Source organism: Streptomyces sp. NPDC097617, from assembly GCF_044761485.1.
GTDB lineage: Bacteria > Actinomycetota > Actinomycetes > Streptomycetales > Streptomycetaceae > Streptomyces.
Genome location: NZ_JBIWCL010000008.1, coordinates 237,410 through 252,920 on the forward strand (window position 1 = coordinate 237,410; position 15,511 = coordinate 252,920).

At 70.7% G+C, this 15,511-nt stretch carries 16 protein-coding genes; 7 read left to right on the forward strand and 9 right to left on the reverse strand.

The annotated features are described in order from the left end of the window. The first annotated feature begins 54 nt into the window (after positions 1-54). From ACIQZO_RS16695 to ACIQZO_RS16705, 3 genes are read left to right on the forward strand one after another with little or no spacing between them, the layout of a single operon-like run. A complete protein-coding gene (locus ACIQZO_RS16695) occupies positions 55-1,050 on the forward strand; it encodes a carbohydrate ABC transporter permease (protein WP_403626343.1) in 996 nt (331 codons plus the stop codon). After that, positions 1,047-1,919 carry a carbohydrate ABC transporter permease gene (locus ACIQZO_RS16700; protein WP_403626346.1) on the forward strand — a complete coding sequence of 291 codons (873 nt, stop codon included), beginning with the start codon at positions 1,047-1,049 and terminating at the stop codon, positions 1,917-1,919. The genes ACIQZO_RS16695 and ACIQZO_RS16700 overlap by 4 nt, the downstream gene beginning before the upstream one ends. A gap of 7 nt (positions 1,920-1,926) precedes the next feature. Beyond that, positions 1,927-3,408 carry a glycoside hydrolase family 3 protein gene (locus ACIQZO_RS16705; RefSeq protein ID WP_403626349.1) on the forward strand — a complete coding sequence of 494 codons (1,482 nt, stop codon included), beginning with the start codon at positions 1,927-1,929 and terminating at the stop codon, positions 3,406-3,408. A gap of 178 nt (positions 3,409-3,586) precedes the next feature. Here ACIQZO_RS16705 and nagB read toward each other — a convergent pair whose 3' ends face one another. Next, positions 3,587-4,372 carry a glucosamine-6-phosphate deaminase gene (nagB, locus tag ACIQZO_RS16710; RefSeq protein WP_403626352.1) on the reverse strand — a complete coding sequence of 262 codons (786 nt, stop codon included), beginning with the start codon at positions 4,370-4,372 and terminating at the stop codon, positions 3,587-3,589. Between the two features lie 181 nt (positions 4,373-4,553). After that, on the reverse strand, positions 4,554-5,315 hold the full coding sequence (locus ACIQZO_RS16715; RefSeq protein ID WP_403626355.1) for an SDR family oxidoreductase: 762 nt from the start codon (positions 5,313-5,315) through the stop codon (positions 4,554-4,556). An 84-nt stretch (positions 5,316-5,399) separates the two neighbouring features. On the opposite strand from ACIQZO_RS16715, the gene ACIQZO_RS16720 reads away from it, so the two are divergent. Together ACIQZO_RS16720 and ACIQZO_RS16725 are read left to right on the forward strand one after the other, a co-directional pair. Continuing rightward, the gene (locus ACIQZO_RS16720; protein WP_403626358.1) at positions 5,400-5,999 is read left to right on the forward strand and encodes a TetR/AcrR family transcriptional regulator; all 600 of its coding nucleotides are present in this window, start codon (positions 5,400-5,402) and stop codon (positions 5,997-5,999) included. Positions 6,000-6,399: 400 nt separating this feature from the next. Further along, complete coding sequence (locus ACIQZO_RS16725; protein WP_403626416.1) at positions 6,400-7,869, forward strand: sensor histidine kinase; 1,470 nt, start codon at positions 6,400-6,402, stop codon at positions 7,867-7,869. A gap of 161 nt (positions 7,870-8,030) precedes the next feature. Here the strand turns inward: ACIQZO_RS16725 and ACIQZO_RS16730 are convergent, their stop codons facing one another. Both ACIQZO_RS16730 and ACIQZO_RS16735 read right to left on the reverse strand, forming a co-directional pair. Then, the gene (locus tag ACIQZO_RS16730; RefSeq protein ID WP_004937597.1) at positions 8,031-8,288 is read right to left on the reverse strand and encodes a WhiB family transcriptional regulator; all 258 of its coding nucleotides are present in this window, start codon (positions 8,286-8,288) and stop codon (positions 8,031-8,033) included. 324 nt (positions 8,289-8,612) lie between these two features. Beyond that, on the reverse strand, positions 8,613-9,578 hold the full coding sequence (locus ACIQZO_RS16735; RefSeq protein WP_403626361.1) for a diacylglycerol/lipid kinase family protein: 966 nt from the start codon (positions 9,576-9,578) through the stop codon (positions 8,613-8,615). An 84-nt stretch (positions 9,579-9,662) separates the two neighbouring features. On the opposite strand from ACIQZO_RS16735, the gene ACIQZO_RS16740 reads away from it, so the two are divergent. Continuing rightward, entirely contained in the window at positions 9,663-10,124 is a 462-nt protein-coding gene (locus tag ACIQZO_RS16740; protein WP_403626364.1) for a hypothetical protein, read from the forward strand. 52 nt (positions 10,125-10,176) lie between these two features. On the opposite strand, the gene ACIQZO_RS16745 is transcribed toward ACIQZO_RS16740, so the two are convergent. From ACIQZO_RS16745 to ACIQZO_RS16755, 3 genes are all read right to left on the reverse strand, one after another. Further along, positions 10,177-11,202, reverse strand: a complete 1,026-nt coding sequence (locus tag ACIQZO_RS16745; protein WP_403626419.1) for an RNA polymerase sigma factor SigF — start codon at positions 11,200-11,202, stop codon at positions 10,177-10,179. Positions 11,203-11,213: 11 nt separating this feature from the next. Further along, positions 11,214-11,627 carry an anti-sigma regulatory factor gene (locus ACIQZO_RS16750; protein ID WP_030012703.1) on the reverse strand — a complete coding sequence of 138 codons (414 nt, stop codon included), beginning with the start codon at positions 11,625-11,627 and terminating at the stop codon, positions 11,214-11,216. Positions 11,628-11,832: 205 nt separating this feature from the next. Then, complete coding sequence (locus tag ACIQZO_RS16755) at positions 11,833-12,093, reverse strand: UBP-type zinc finger domain-containing protein (protein ID WP_403626367.1); 261 nt, start codon at positions 12,091-12,093, stop codon at positions 11,833-11,835. A gap of 212 nt (positions 12,094-12,305) precedes the next feature. Here ACIQZO_RS16755 and ACIQZO_RS16760 point away from each other — a divergent pair, with 212 nt between their 5' ends. Next, complete coding sequence (locus ACIQZO_RS16760; RefSeq protein WP_403626370.1) at positions 12,306-13,886, forward strand: Na+/H+ antiporter; 1,581 nt, start codon at positions 12,306-12,308, stop codon at positions 13,884-13,886. Positions 13,887-13,892: 6 nt separating this feature from the next. On the opposite strand, the gene ACIQZO_RS16765 is transcribed toward ACIQZO_RS16760, so the two are convergent. Both ACIQZO_RS16765 and ACIQZO_RS16770 read right to left on the reverse strand, forming a co-directional pair. Beyond that, positions 13,893-14,843 (reverse strand): 1-aminocyclopropane-1-carboxylate deaminase/D-cysteine desulfhydrase, encoded by a 951-nt coding sequence (locus ACIQZO_RS16765; protein ID WP_403626373.1) that lies wholly within the window; start codon positions 14,841-14,843, stop codon positions 13,893-13,895. A gap of 132 nt (positions 14,844-14,975) precedes the next feature. Then, complete coding sequence (locus ACIQZO_RS16770; RefSeq protein WP_053613976.1) at positions 14,976-15,203, reverse strand: hypothetical protein; 228 nt, start codon at positions 15,201-15,203, stop codon at positions 14,976-14,978. Positions 15,204-15,511: the final 308 nt, after the last annotated feature.

The window sequence follows — 15,511 nt, forward strand, 5'->3', positions numbered from 1 at the left end:
CGGACCGGCGGGGCCCTGCTGCCCGTCAAGAGAGGGACCCCCGAGGAGCGCGCGATGAGTGCCGCACAGACAACCACCGCCGAGCTGCCGCCGGCGAAGCAGAAGACCTCCCCCGGAGCCGAGTCGGGCAGCCCGACCGCGCCGGGCCGGCCCGTTCGCAAGGGCCCCGGCGCCACTCCCTGGCTGCTGCTGGCCCCGTGCCTGCTGGTCATCGCCCTCGTCATGGGGTACCCGCTCTACCGGCTGGTGACCCTGTCCTTCCAGAGCTTCGGCAAGTCCGAGCTCTGGGGCTTCAAGGACCCGGAGTTCGTCGGCTTCGACAACTTCGCCAAGATCCTCGGCGACGGCGAGTTCTGGGCCGTCGTCCTGCGCACGGTGATCTTCGCCGTCGGCGCGGTCGCCGCGACGATGGTGATCGGCATGCTCATCGCGCTGCTGCTGCAAAAGGTGTCCGGCTGGGTCAAGGCGCTCATCAGCATCGCCCTCGTGGCCAGCTGGGGCATGCCCATCATCGTCGCCACCGCCGTCTTCAAGTGGCTCTTCGACGCCGACTACGGCGTCCTGAACTACCTGATGAGCAAGCTGCCCGGCGTCGACATGATCGGTCACAACTGGTTCACCAGCGGCCCCCAGGGCCTCGCGGTGATCATGTTGCTGGTGGTCTGGGGCGCGGTCCCCTTCGTCGTCATCACCCTCAGCGCGGGCCTCACACAGGTGCCCAAGGAGCTGGAGGAGGCCGCCCGGCTCGACGGCGCGGGCGCGTGGGGCGTGTTCCGGCACGTCACCCTCCCCATCCTGAAGCCGATCCTCGTCATGCTGACGACCCTCTCCGTCATCTGGGACATGGGCGTCTTCCCGCAGGTCTTCGTGATGCGCAACGGGAACCCCGAGGCCGAGTTCCAGCTGCTGACCACCTACTCGTACCAGCAGGCCTTCGTGGTCAACGACTACTCGGGCGGTTCCGCGATCGCCCTGGTGACCGTCCTCCTGCTGCTCGGAGTGGTAGCCGTCTACATGCGCCAGATGCTCAAGATCGGAGAGGTGGAATGAGCGGGACCACCACGCCCACCGCGACCCCGCGCGTCGCAGGCCTGAAGCAGCGCAAGAAGTCCAAGCTCGGCTGGAACCTCCTCGGCCTGCTGGTCTTCGCCACCGCGGGCTTCCCGGTCTACTGGATGCTCAACACGGCCTTCAAGCCGTCCAAGGAAGCGATCGACCCCGATCCGCAGTTCTTCCCGCACACCTTCACGCTCTCCAACTTCTCCCGCGCACTGGACATCGCCGACTTCTGGGGACCGGTCGGCCGCAGCCTGATCGTCTCGCTCGTCGTGGTCGTCATCGGCATCGCCGTCGGCATGCTGGCCGCACTGGCCATCTCCCGCTTCGCCTTCCGCGGCCGCAAGGTCGTGATCGTCGGGATCCTCGCCGTCCAGATGGTCCCGCTCGTCGCGATGATCATCCCGGTCTTCCTGCTCCTGAACGACCTCGGTCAGTACGACAAGCTCACCGGCCTGATCATCACGTACCTGACCTTCGTCCTCCCCTTCACCGTGTGGACGCTGCGCGGCTTCATCGTCAACATCCCCAAGGAGCTGGAAGAGGCGGCCATGGTCGACGGCTGCACGCCGACCGGCGCCTTCCTGCGGGTCGTCTTCCCGCTGCTGGCCCCGGGCATGGTCGCCACCTCGGTCTACGCCTTCATCCAGGCGTGGAACGAGTACCTGTACGCGCTGATGCTGATGAGCCAGCAGAACCAGACCGCCACCGTCTGGCTCGGCAACTTCACCACCAAGCACGGCACCGAGTTCGCCCCGATGATGGCCGGCTCCACCATGATGGCCGTCCCGATCGTGGTCCTCTTCCTCATCGTCCAGCGCAAGATGGCCGCGGGCCTCACCGCCGGCGCCGTGAAGGGATAACGGCCCCATGACTGTTCTTGCGCACCGCACCGATACGGTCACCCGCGACGCCCTCGCCGTCCTCCAGCCCGGTTTCGAGGGCACCACCGCCCCCGCCTGGCTGCTCCGCCGGGTCGGTGAAGGCCTCACCGCCGTCGGCCTGTTCGGCCGCAACATCGCCTCGCCCGAGCAGCTCGCCGCCTTGACCGCGCAGCTGCGTACCGAGCGCGACGACGTCCTGGTCGCCATCGACGAGGAGGGCGGCGACGTCACCCGCCTGGAGGTCCGCGGCGGTTCGTCCTTCCCCGGCAACCTGGCCCTCGGCGCCGTCGACGACACCGACCTCACCCGCGCCGTCGCCCGCGAGCTGGGCCGCCGCCTCGCCGAGTGCGGGGTCAACCTCAACTGGGCCCCCTCCGCGGACGTCAACTCCAACCCGGACAACCCGGTGATCGGCGTACGGTCCTTCGGCGCCGACACCCACCTCGCCGCCCGGCACACCGCCGCCTACGTCCAGGGCCTCCAGGCCGCCGGCGTGGCCGCGTGCACCAAGCACTTCCCGGGCCACGGCGACACCAACGTCGACTCGCACCACGCCCTGCCGCGCATCGACGTGGACCTGGACACCCTCCAGGCCCGCGAACTCGTCCCCTTCAAGGCGGCCATCGAGGCCGGCACCAAGGCCGTGATGAGCGCGCACATCCTGGTGCCCGCCCTCGACCCGACCCGCCCGGCCACCCTCAGCCCGCAGATCCTGACCGGTCTGCTGCGGGGGGAGCTCGGCTACGAGGGCCTCATCGTCACCGACGGCATGGAGATGAACGCCATCGCCGGGACGTACGGGATCGAGCGCGGCTCGGTCCTGGCCATCGCGGCCGGCGCCGACGCGATCTGCGTCGGCGGCGGACTCGCCGACGAAGCCACCGTCCTGCGGCTGCGCGACGCGCTGGTCGCGGCCGTCCACGAGGGGGCACTGCCCGAGGAGCGCCTCGCCGACGCCGCCGCCCGCGTCCGCGCGCTCGCCGCATGGACCCGCGAAGCCCGGCCGGACGCGCAGCCGGAGGGGAGCCGCGCGTCCGGCATCGGGTTGACCGCCGCCCGCCGCGCCGTGCTCGTCACGGGCTCGGCCAAGCCGCTCACCGGCCCCTACGTCGCCACGCTCGCGCCCGTCGCGAACATCGCGGTGGGGGACGAGACCCCGTGGGGCGTGGCGGCCGAACTCGCCGAACTGCTCCCGGGCACCGGGTCGGGCGTCTACCCGCAGGGCGCCTCGGCCGGGGAGGTCCTGGCGGACGCGGGGGACCGTACCGTCGTCGCGGTGGTCCGCGACGCGCACCGGCACCCCTGGATGACCGAGGCCGTCGACGCGCTGGTCGCGGCCCGGCCCGACACGGTCGTGGTCGAGATGGGCCTGCCGCGCGCCGAGCCGCGCGGGGCCCTGCACATCGCCACGCACGGCGCGTCGCGCGTCTGCGGCCGCGCCGCCGCCGAGGTGATCGCGGGCCTCTGATCCGGCCCGATCGGCCTCACCCTCCCAAGAACCCCTGACCAGGGCGACAGCCCCTGTGCCGGACACCGTCCGGGGCAGGGGCTGCCGGGCGTCGGGGGCCGGCCGCCGCCCGTACGGCGAAGGGCCGGACATCCCCCGACGGGGAAGTCCGGCCCTTGTCCCTACGCGCCCTCGGGGCTTACAGACCCTGCCAGGACGGCTTGTTGGCGTAGGTGTGGCGGAAGTAGTCGGCCAGCTTCAGCTTCGAGGCGGCCGCCTCGTCCACGACCACGGTGGCGTGCTGGTGCAGCTGCAGCGCGGAGGCCGGGACCAGCGCGGACAGCGGGCCCTCGACCGTCTGCGCGACGGCCTCGGCCTTGCCCTCGCCGGTGGCCAGGAGGACCAGGTGGCGGGCGTCGAGGATGGTGCCGATCCCCTGGGTGATGACGTGGTGCGGCACCTGGTCCAGGTCGTTGTCGAAGAAGCGCGCGTTGTCCACGCGGGTCTGCCCGGTCAGCGTCTTGATGCGGGTGCGGGAGGCGAGCGAGGAGCAGGGCTCGTTGAAGCCGATGTGGCCGTCCGTGCCGATGCCCAGCAGCTGGAGGTCGACGCCGCCGGCCTCGGCGAGGGCGCGGTCGTAGGCCTCGCACGCGCCGACTATGTCCTCGGCCGCACCGTCGGGGCCCATGAAGGAGGCCTCGGACAGGCCCAAGGGCTCGACGACCTCGCGGAGCACGACCGCGCGGTAGGACTCGGGGTGCCCGGCCGGCAGGCCGACGTACTCGTCGAGCTGGCAGATCCGGGCCCTGGAGGCGTCGACCTGTCCCGCCCCGACCTTGGCGGCGAGGGCCTCGTAGACGGGCAGCGGGGTAGAGCCGGTCGCCACGCCGAGCAGGGCGTCGGGCTTGCGGCGCACCAGGGCCGCCATGGCCTCCGCGATGAGCTCGCCGCCTGCCTTGGCGTCCGGGACGATGACAACTTCCACGCGGGGCCTGCCGATCTGGAGTGGTGATGTGGTATAGACCAATCTAGCAGAGGCCGGCGCGTACGGCGGGGGTCTCGCCGTTATCCATGGTGATCCGGATCCGGGCCTCCGGCCCGCCGGAGACGGGCGCGGAGACCCGGCGCGGAGACCCGGCGCGGAGCCCGGTCTCCGCGCCCGGGGCTCACAGCAGTGCCAGCTGCAGGCCTCCCGTCGCGTCCAGGTGCTGGCCCGTGACCCAGCGGGAGTCCGGCGAGGCCAGGAAGGCCACCACGTCGGCGACCTCCTGGGCGGTGCCCACGCGGTGGAAGACCGAGCGGGCGGCCAGGTGGGCCCGGGTCGCCGGGTCCGCGAGGAGAGCCGCGTTGAGGTCGGTCTCGGTGATGCCGGGGCCGACCGAGTTCACGGTGATCCCGCGCGGGGCCAGCTCGGCGGCGAGCGACCGGGTCAGCGCGTTCACCGCACCCTTGGCCGTGACCGTCGCCAGGATGGCCGGCAGGGCGATGTCCGGGGTGCCGGTCACGTTCACGATCCGGCCCCCGTCCCGCAGCCGCTCCAGTCCGTACTTGATCACGAAGAACGGCGCCCTGGCGTTGAGCGCGTGGGCCCGGTCGTACGTCTCCTCGTCCGTCTCCCCGATCCCCGCGAAGATCGCCCCTCCGGCGTTGTTGACGAGGATGTCCACGCCCTCGGTGTGCTCGGGATGGGCCTCGTACGCCGCCCAGAGGGCCTCGGCGTCGCCCGGGACGCCGAGCTCCGCCCCGATGGCGAAGGCCCGGCCGCCTGCCGCCCCGATCGCGTCGACGGTCTCCTTCGCCGCCGCCGCGTCCCGCCCGTAGTGCACCGCGACCAGGGCCCCGTCGCGCGCCAGCCGCTCGGCCGTCGCCCGCCCGATACCCCGGCTGCCGCCGGTGACCAGTGCTGTCTTTCCCTTGAGCACGCCCATGACGCGCCCCCCTCCGTCAATTACTAGTGGTCGCTACAGAAAGAAACGTACCAGATTCCCTAGCGACCGCTATACAATCTGCGCATGGTGACCGGACAGCGTGGCAGGCCTCGCTCCTTCGACCGCGAGGCCGCCCTCGACAAGGCGATGCACGCCTTCTGGGAGCGGGGCTACGAGGCGACCTCCATCGCCGACCTGACCGCCTCGCTCGGCATCGGCGCCCCCAGCCTCTACGCGGCCTTCGGCGACAAGCGCAAGCTCTTCGACGAGGTCGTGGTGGTCTACGGCGGCCGGTACGGGGACTTCGCGAGCGTGGCGCTCGCCGAGGAGCCCACCGCCCGGGCGGCCGTCGCCCGCATCCTGCGCGAGGCCGCCGAGGTCTACACCGACCCGGCCCACCCGCGGGGATGCATGGTGCTCAGCGCCGCCATCAACACCACCTCGGACGACGTGGCGCAGGCCCTGCGCGAGCGGCGCAACGCCAACCTGGAGATCTTCGAGAGCCGGATCCGGGCCGACATGGCCACGGGGGCGCTGCCCGCGGATGCGGACGCACGCGCGCTGGCCCGGTACGCGGGAGCGGTACTTCAGGGGATGTCCCAGCAGTCGCGCGACGGGGCGAGCAGGGAAGAACTGGAAGCGGTGGCGGAGCGGGCGCTGCTGGCCTGGCCCGAGGCGCCGTAGGCCGGATCCGGCCGGGGATTTCCGTCCGGAATTCACTCCGGGATTTCCGCGGGGAGTTCCTCTGGGCCACGGTGCAGAACGGGACCCTCGACCCGCCCGGCACCGTAGCCCGGAGTACTTACGGCCGACAGGTGTGCGGTTCCCGACGGCCGGTGGAGGTGCCTGCGCGGTCAGGGCAGAGCGCGCGGCTTACCTCGATCCGTCCTCCTGTGCGGGGAGGGCGGAGGTTCTTGAATCAATTGTGGACTAGACCATTCTGTTCTGTCCATCCAATGGCAGGGCCCGGAAACCCGTCACTTCCTCCAACACTACGCGGCTCGCGCCCCCCTTGGATACTCCTGAGTACTGTCGTGGGCAAAGTCATGGCGCGTACCCGGGGTACGCTCGCAACGTGCCCTCCATGAACGACCTCGTACGCCAGCACACCGCTCTCAGTGAAACCGACCTGGAGTGGCTCCACCTGCTGGTCTCGGAGTGGCAACTGCTCTCCGACCTGTCCTTCGCCGACCTCGTGCTGTGGGTGCCCACGCTCGACGGCACGCGGTACGTGTCGGTCGCCCAGATGCGCCCGAACACCGGTCCCACCTCGTACCAGGACGACATGGTCGGCCACTTGGTACCGCGCGGCCGCCGCCCGCTGCTGGACGCCGCGCTCGACGAGGGCCGGATCGTGCGCGAGGGCGACCCCGAGTGGCGCGAGGAGGTGCCGGTCCGCGTCGAGTCGATCCCCGTCCGCCGCGAGGGCCGGGTACTGGGCGTGATCGCGCGCAACACCAATCTGCTCACTGTGCGTACACCCAGCCGGCTGGAGCTGACCTACCTCCAGTCCGCCTCCGACCTGGCCCAGATGATCGCGGCGGGCTCCTTCCCGTACCCCGGCCAGCAGGTTGACATGGACGCCTCCCCGCGCGTCGGGGACGGCCTGATCCGGCTCGACGCGGAGGGCGTGGTCACCTACGCCTCGCCGAACGCGCTCTCCGCCTACCACCGGCTCGGCCTCGCCTCCGACCTCGTCGGCCAGCACCTGGGCAACACCACCGCCGAGCTCGCCCCCTCCCGCGGACCGGTGGACGAGGCCCTGGTCAAACTCGCCAGCGGCTGGGCCCCCCGGGAGACCGAGGTCGAGGGCAACAGCGGGGTCATCCAGCTGCGCGCCATCCCGCTCAAGCCGAAGGGGACCCGGATCGGCTCCCTGGTGCTGTGCCGCGACGTGACGGAACTGCGTCGTCGCGAACGTGAATTGATCACCAAGGATGCGACCATCCGGGAGATCCACCACCGGGTGAAGAACAACCTTCAGACCGTGGCGGCACTGTTGCGGCTCCAGTCCCGCCGAATGGATTCCGCGCAGGGACGCGAGGCGCTCAACGAGGCCGTGCGCCGTGTCGGATCGATCGCGATCGTGCACGAGACGCTGTCTCAGAACCTTGACGAGCGGGTCGAGTTCGACGAGATCGCCGACCGCGTCATCGCGATGGTCTCGGAGATCTCGCCCGGCAAGGTCGACTGCCGACGCACCGGCAGGTTCGGGATCCTGGACGCGGAGGTCGCCACTCCGCTGTCGATGGTGCTGACGGAGATCCTCCAGAACGCCCTGGAGCATGCCTTCACGCAGGGGGAGAGGGGCTCCGTGGAGGTGTCCGCGATCCGCACCGGGACCGGTCGCACCGACGGCCGGCTGTTGATCACCGTGCTCGACGACGGCAGCGGTCTGCCCGAGGGATTCGATCCTCAGCGCGCCGGCAACCTCGGGCTGCAGATCGTACGGACCCTCGTGGAAGGCGAGCTCGGCGGCACGTTCGACATGGTCCGGGCCGAGCCGCGCGGTACCAAGGTCGTCCTCGACATCCCCTCCAGCCCGCAGAAGTAGCAGCCGGTCGGTGACTCGGTGTGATGGTCGGCGCGCTGCCCCGAACGGCCCCCGAACAGCACTGAGCCCCGGACCGAATGAATCGGTCCGGGGCCCAAGAGCACGTTGCTGAGCGCTTTTTCGGTACTACGCGCTGCGCGTCGAGGCTCGAAAGTCGTTTGTCAGGCGGTGGCGTTGCGCGCCCGGTTGCGAGCGGCGCGGCGCTTCATGGCGCGGCGCTCGTCCTCGCTGAGACCGCCCCAGACGCCGGAGTCCTGACCGGACTCGAGCGCCCACTGCAGGCACTGCTCCATAACGGGGCAGCGGCGGCAGACGGCCTTGGCTTCCTCGATCTGCAGCAGCGCAGGACCGGTGTTGCCGATGGGGAAGAAGAGTTCCGGGTCTTCCTCACGACAAACGGCGTTGTGACGCCAGTCCATGGCTGCTCCATCTCCTTGTATTGCGAACAGGTTGCTTGTGAATGTGAACGCTTTCACGAATCCCCCCGTGAGGGAAGGTCGACCGCCCGGTTTCACGCGGGTGATCAATCAGAGATTCGTGGAGGGGTTCTGGCGGTCTGTGTGGGTGCCGGGTGTTGCGGGCTGTCCCGATCGCCATGAAGAGATTCGCAAACCTCGGACGGGGATACAACCCCTTCCGGAAAGTTTTTTTTGATTCGTCGGTGTCTACTAGGTCACAGCCCTACATCGTGAGGGTGGACCGGCGTGTAAACGTTCGAGTGAAAGGCCTCCGGGCCCTTCTACTCACACAATCACACGCAGTGCCCGGCGTACGCCTGTGAACCGAACGCTGGTGCGCAGTCCGAGGTGATCGCCGTCCATCTGGAACGGAAGCGGAACCTTCGAATGCAAGGTGAAGTCGGTCAGATCGTGCAGAGACACCGCATGCTTGCCGTGTGGACCCCGCTCAGGAGTGGAGGTCAGGAGCTGTGTCGCGTAGCGAGCGACCGCCGGAGTTGACAAACGGTTCAGCGCCAATACGTCAAGCGCAGTATCGAACGAAGCTTCGGGCGAGGCGTAAAGCGGACGATTCCCCAGATATGTCCAGGGTGAGGTATTGCACACTATCGACAGCACCAGATCGGTCACGGGGTCCGCGCCGGGGCGCTCCAGCGTGACCGTGCCGTGCCGCCGGTTCGGCTCGTCCCAGAACTGGCGCATCAGCTGTCGCACATACAGGGCGTGCGTCGAACGCTTGCCGCGCTCGCGCTGCTGCTCCACCCGGCCCACCACACCGGCGTCGAAGCCGAAGCCCGCGCAGAAGGTGAACCAGCGGGCCGGGACCGACTCGTCCTCCGTACCCGGGGTGCCGGCCGCCAGGCCGAGCCCCACCGTCCGCTCGCGCTGCTCCCGCAGCGCGTCCAGGAGGGCGCCGGTCGCCTCGACCGCGTCGTTGGGAAGTCCAAGGGCCCGGGCGAACACATTGGTGGAGCCGCCGGGAACCACCGCCAGCCGGGGCAGGCTCTCCGGGTCGGGCCCGTCGTGCAGGAGCCCGTTCACCACCTCGTTGACCGTGCCGTCGCCGCCCAGCGCGACGACGAGATCCAGCCCTTCGTGCGCCGCCTTGCGCCCCAGGTCCCGGGCGTGCCCGCGGTACTCGGTGGTGACCGCCTCCAGCTTCATCTCGCTGGCCAGGGCATGGGTCAGGACGTCGCGCGTGCGCGCACTGGTGGTCGTCGCTGCTGGGTTGGCCACGAGAAGTGCACGCATGAGCGCCAGCCTACCCACCCCTTCCTGAGCCGACCCTACTGCCCGTCCCCTCCGGGTCCGGAGGGGCGCCGCTACCCTGCTGGGGTGAGTGAGAAGCAGCCCGCGAATGCCCCCGTCCCCGCCGCCGCGCCGTCCGAGGCCCCGACCGCCGCGCTGCCCGGTCGGCTGACCGCGGCCGCCGCGCTCACCGCACTGGAGGGCCTGGCGCTGGCCGGCCTCGGGGTGTACATGCTGTTCGTGGGGATCGCCGGGGACCCCGACTCCCCGCAGCAGGCCGAGACGGGTGGGATCACGCTGCTCGCGCTCGCCGCGCTGCCGCTGATCGCGGCCCGGGGGCTGCGCCTGGGCCGTCGCTGGAGCCGCGGCCCGGCACTGATCACCCAGCTGATGGCGCTGCCGGTGGCCTGGACCCTCTACAGCACCGGCGGCGCGATGGTCGCCGCCGCCGTGGCGCTGGCCCTGGCCGCGGTGGCCGTCGTAGCACTCCTGGTGAATCCGACGGCGACCGAGGCTCTCGGTATCGGGCCCGGGGAACAGGCCCGATAACCGGTCGTCCGGTTCTTACGCTGTCCTGCTGTCCTGCTGTCCTGCTGTCCTGCTACTCCTCGACGAGGAGCTTCTCGCGGAGCTGGGCCAGGGTGCGGGCCAGCAGCCGGGAGACGTGCATCTGGGAGATGCCGACCTCCTGGGCGATCTGCGACTGGGTCATGTTGCCGAAGAAGCGAAGCAGCAGAATCCGCTTCTCCCGCGGGGGCAGTCCCTCCAGCAGCGGCTTGAGGGACTCGCGGTACTCGACGCCCTCCAGGGCCTCGTCCTCCGAACCCAGGGTGTCCGCGACCGCCGGCGACTCGTCGTCGGTGTCCGGGACGTCGAGGGAGAGCGTGCTGTAGGCATTGGCCGATTCCAGCCCCTCCAGCACCTCCTCCTCGGAGATCCCCAGCCGTTCGGCCAGTTCGTGCACCGTCGGGGAGCGGCCGTGCTGCTGGGACAGTTCGGCCGTGGCCGTCGTCAGCGAGAGCCGCAGCTCCTGCAGACGACGCGGCACCCGCACCGCCCAGCCCTTGTCACGGAAGTGGCGCTTGATCTCGCCGACCACCGTGGGCGTGGCGTACGTGGAGAACTCGACCCCGCGGTCCGGGTCGAACCGGTCCACCGACTTGATGAGGCCGATCGTCGCGACCTGGGTCAGGTCGTCCAGCGGCTCACCGCGGTTGCGGAAGCGCCGCGCCAGGTGTTCCACCAGGGGCAGGTGCATCCGTACCAGCCGATTGCGCAGCTCCGCCTTCTCCACCGACCCGTCGGGCAGCGCCCGCAGCTCGATGAACAGGGCCCGCGCGCCGCTGCGGTCGCGCGGATCCGGCAGCGCGTGGGACACCGGGAGCACCGGCGCCGCCGGTACCACCGGTGCCAGTTCCGGGGCCGTGGCAGCGGCCTCGGTCGGCTGGGATGGTTGTGGTTGTTCCTGCTGGTTCTCGCTCATAGGGCCCGCCCGTCGCTCCGCCGAGTCCAAAAAGCCGTCTTCCGCATCCGCGTCAGCCGGGTGCGGCCGGGCGTGCTGCTGCTCCGGGATGCCGCCGTCGACCTCGTGCCGTACCCGGGGCCGATCCCCGCCCCGCACCGGGATCTCCCCGCCGCTCACGCCGGGCCTGGCCCCGCGCCGCGCTGTTTGTAGAGGCTGATGCTCACCGTCCGGTTCTCCTCGACCGTGGCCTCGACCTTGCCGGCCAGCGCCGACAGGACGGTCCACGCGAACGTGTCACGCTCCGGTGCGCGTCCGTCGGTGGTCGGCGCCGAGACGGTCACTTCCAGCGAATCGTCGATCAGCCGGAACACGCAGCTGAGGACGGAGCCCGGCACGGCCTGCTGGAGCAGGATCGCGCAGGCCTCGTCCACCGCGATGCGGAGGTCCTCGATCTCGTCGAGGGTGAAGTCCAAACGTGCCGCGAGGCCGGCCGTGGCCGTCCGCAGCACCGACAGGTAGGCACCCGCAGCGGGCAGCCGGACTTCGACGAAGTCCTGAGTCCCGGGCTCGCCTGCGATCTGGGACACCCTCACCTCCAAGGTGGTACGAGCTCTGTTCGCCGGTGACGCTATCGCGATCCGGGCGATCGTGTCGCGGCACCCCTCTTGGTGCCCGCTTCGAGCACCCCGCCTGCGAGCCAGTGACTGATGGTAAGCCCATGGGTACGCACAGTGGCTAGGGGTCTGCGGGGCCCAAATCAGGGGAACCGGCGGAGGGTTGAACTACCCCGCTTCAGACGATCGAACCGTCGACAAAACACCAGCGCCAGGTCTCACCCGGTTCGAAGCTGCGCATCACCGGATGGCCCGTCTCCTGATGGTGCGCCGTGGCGTGCCGGTGGGGCGACGAATCGCAGCAGGCCACGTGCCCGCATCCCAGGCACATCCGCAGCTGCACGGGGTGGCTGCCGAGCGCCAGGCACTCGGAGCAGGTGTCGTGCGAGGGTGCCGGTTCGGGACGCGGCAGTTCGGCAACGTGGGTGCACTCGCTCATCGCATTCTCCTTGTACCGGAACCCCGGCCTTCAGCCTCGGGGTGAACCGCGCGCACGGGCCGGAGCTGAGATGCAGCGGAGTGTCGATGCGTCACGCTTTGACCGGAGCTTGATCTCGTACAGAATACGTTCCCGCCGTGCGAGTCATGAGGATCTCCTCGGTCAAGCCCGCGCGTTCGGGGCGAGCGGCCGACGATTGAGGTGGATCTTCGATGGAGGTATTGCCGCTGGTGGCGCTGATCGCCGGCAGTGCGGCCGTCGCGGGGCTGGCGCGCCGGACCCCGGTGCCCGCGCCGCTGCTGCTGGTCGCCGCCGGGCTGCTGGCCGGGTACGTGCCGGGCGTCCCCGCGTACGCCCTCGACCCCCACATCGTGCTGCCGCTGCTGCTCCCGCCGCTGCTGTACACGGCGGCCGTGGACAGCTCGTACCTGGACCTGCGCGCGAACGTCCGGCCGATCGCGATGCTCTCGGTGGGCTACGTGCTCTTCGCGACGCTCGCCGTCGGGTACGCGGCGTACCTGCTGGTGCCGGGGCTCTCCGTGCCGGTGGCGCTGGTCCTGGGCGCGGTGATCGCCCCTCCGGACGCGGTCGCCGCCACCGCGATCGCCCGCAAGCTCAAGCTGCCGAACCGCATCACGACCATCCTCCAGGGCGAGTCCCTGGTCAACGACGCCACCGCGATCACCGCGTACAAGGTGGCGCTGGCCGCGGCCGTCGGGGTGAGCGCCGGCTGGGCGGGCGGCATCGCGGAGTTCCTGCTGGCCTCGGTCGGCGGGATCGGTGTGGGCCTGCTGCTGATGGTGCCGATCCACCACCTGCGCACCCGGCTGAGGGAGCCGCTGCTCCAGAACACCCTCTCGCTGCTGATCCCCTTCGTGGCCTACGCGGCCGCCGAACGGGTGCATGCCTCCGGGGTGCTGGCGGTCGTCGTCGTCGCCCTGTACCTCGGGCACCGCAACTGGCAGGTCGACTTCGCCACCCGGCTCCAGGAGGAGGCGGTGTGGAGGGTGGTCGCCTTCGTCCTGGAGTCGGTGGTCTTCGCGCTGATCGGGCTCCAGCTGCCGGTGGTCCTCAAGGGGCTGGGGGAGTACGACGGCATGCACGCGGCCTGGTACGCGATCGCCGTGTTCCTCGCGGTGGTGGTGGCCCGGTTCCTGTGGGTGTTCCCGGCGACCTTCGCGCCGCTCTGGTTGTCGGAGCGGATCCGGGTGCGGGAGCCGGACACCGACTGGAAGGCCCCGGTGATCGTGGGCTGGGCCGGGATGCGGGGCGTGGTCTCGCTGGCCATCGCCTTCTCCGTACCGATGTCGGTGCCGCACCGGAACCTGATCCTCTTCCTGACTTTCACCACGGTCATCGGGACGCTGGTGGTGCAGGGGCTGACGCTGCCGCCGCTGATCCGGGTGCTGAAGCTGCCGCCGAAGGACGTACAGGCCGAGACCCTGGCCGAGGCGCAGGCGCAGAGCGAGGCCTCGGGGGCGGCGGAGGACCGGCTGGCGGAGCTCCTCGCGGAACCGGAGAACAGCACGCTGCCGCCACCGCTGGCGGACCGGCTGCGGACGGTGATGGAGCGTCGGCGCAACGCGGTGTGGGAGCGGTTGGGCGAGGTCAACCCGGAGACGGGAGAGTCGGCGGACGACATCTACCGGCGGCTCGCGCGGGAGATGATCGCGGCCGAGCGGGAGGTCTTCGTGACCCTGCGGGACCAGCGGCGGATCGACGACGAGATGCTGCGGGCACTGCTGCGCCGGCTCGACCTGGAGGAGGCCGCGGCCTACCGCGAGGAGGGCTGAGCGCGGCTACGGCCGGCCCGTGACGACGGCGGCGAGCGTCGTGCCGTGCGGGAAGGCGCCGGCGGCGGTGAGTTCGGTCAGGGCCCAGAGCAGCTTGGCCACGTAGATCCGCTCGACCGGCAGGCCGTGGCGGGACCCGAAGTCCGCGGCGAAGGCCTCCAGCTCGGCCGGCACGCGGGCGTAGCCGCCGTGGTGGAAGTCCTCGGCCAGGGTCCAGTCGCCGGCCGGACCCCCGAAGGCGGAGGCCTGGAGGGAACGTATCTCCGCGTCCAGGAAGCCGCCCGCCAGGACCGGAACCCCGAGCGCCCGCTGCCCGGGACCCAGCCCGGCCGCGAGGCCCGCCAGGGTGCCGCCGGTGCCGCAGGCCACGGCCACCACGTCGGCGGCGCCGCGCAGCTCCCGGCCGAGCTCGGCGCAGCCACCGAGGGCGAGCGCGTTGCTGCCGCCCTCGGGGACGACGTACGCACCGCCCGCGCCCGCCGCGTCCACCAGCCGGGCCAGCTGGAGCGGCTCGGCCTTGCGGCGGTACTGCGACCGGGACACGAAGTGCAGCCGCATACCGTCCGCGGCGCACCGGGCGAGGGAGTCGTTCAGAGGCCGCCCGGCGAGCTCGTCCCCGCGCACGACGCCGACGGTCCGCAGCCCGAGCAGCCGCCCGGCGGCGGCGGTGGCCCGCAGGTGGTTGGAGTACGCCCCGCCGAAGGTGACCAGCTGATCGTGACCGCCTTCCAGGGCGGCCCGCAGATTGGGCGCGAGCTTGCGCCACTTGTTGCCCGGAGGGTACAGGCCCACTGGTCCAAGTGCGTCCGTGTCCCACGGGATGGTGCTGTGGATCAGGTCGTCCCGCTTCAGCAGCAGGCGGACGCCGTGCCGCTCGAACCTGTCGTCACGGATCTCCTGCAACGGGGACGGCGGGCGTGGCTGCAAGAGCACGTCAACGTTCGCGGGGCGATTCACCCGTCCATTGTGGGGCGCTCCTGCCCGTGCCGTCGCACGTCAGAGCCCCGCCCACACCATTTGTGTGGTGTGAGCGGGGCCGGAGCCGGCGCGCTGGACTGTCCTGATCGCCGTCGCCCAGCGGGCCGGGGTCTACGTCTCGCGGGTGACGCGCGCGTGATCCGTGAACACCCGCCTGAACAGGTCGTGACCCGTTCGCCCGGCGTGCCGGAGCGCCCAGTCCTGCGCGTCCGCCTGTTCGTCGTGAGCGCCGGACTCGGCTCCACAGCCCTCGGCGACGCAGAACGCCTCGTACGTCACCCCGCCCTCGGGGGCGTGTCGGATCGTGTGGGGGACGTAGCGGAGCACGGCGCGGGTCATCGACTCACCTCCGCGTGCGGGTGCTGGCGGATCTCTACGTTGCAGTCCACGACCCCCGATAGGTCCCGGCGCCGGTAGCACTCAGTGCGCTGAGCGACCAGCGCCCCGCACACATCGCAGTTTGGGTCCGCCGGATCGGGGTCGGGTACTGGCCTCGGTGTTTCACCGTGAATTCCATGAACTGTGACGTTCTGTCACCGCATGCAAAAGGTGCCCGTGGCCTGCGATGATCCGGCTTGTTGAGGACTGGATCATGAGCGGGCGGGGGCACCTTTCACGTGCAGGGTAGCGAGTGGGCACGCGGTCTG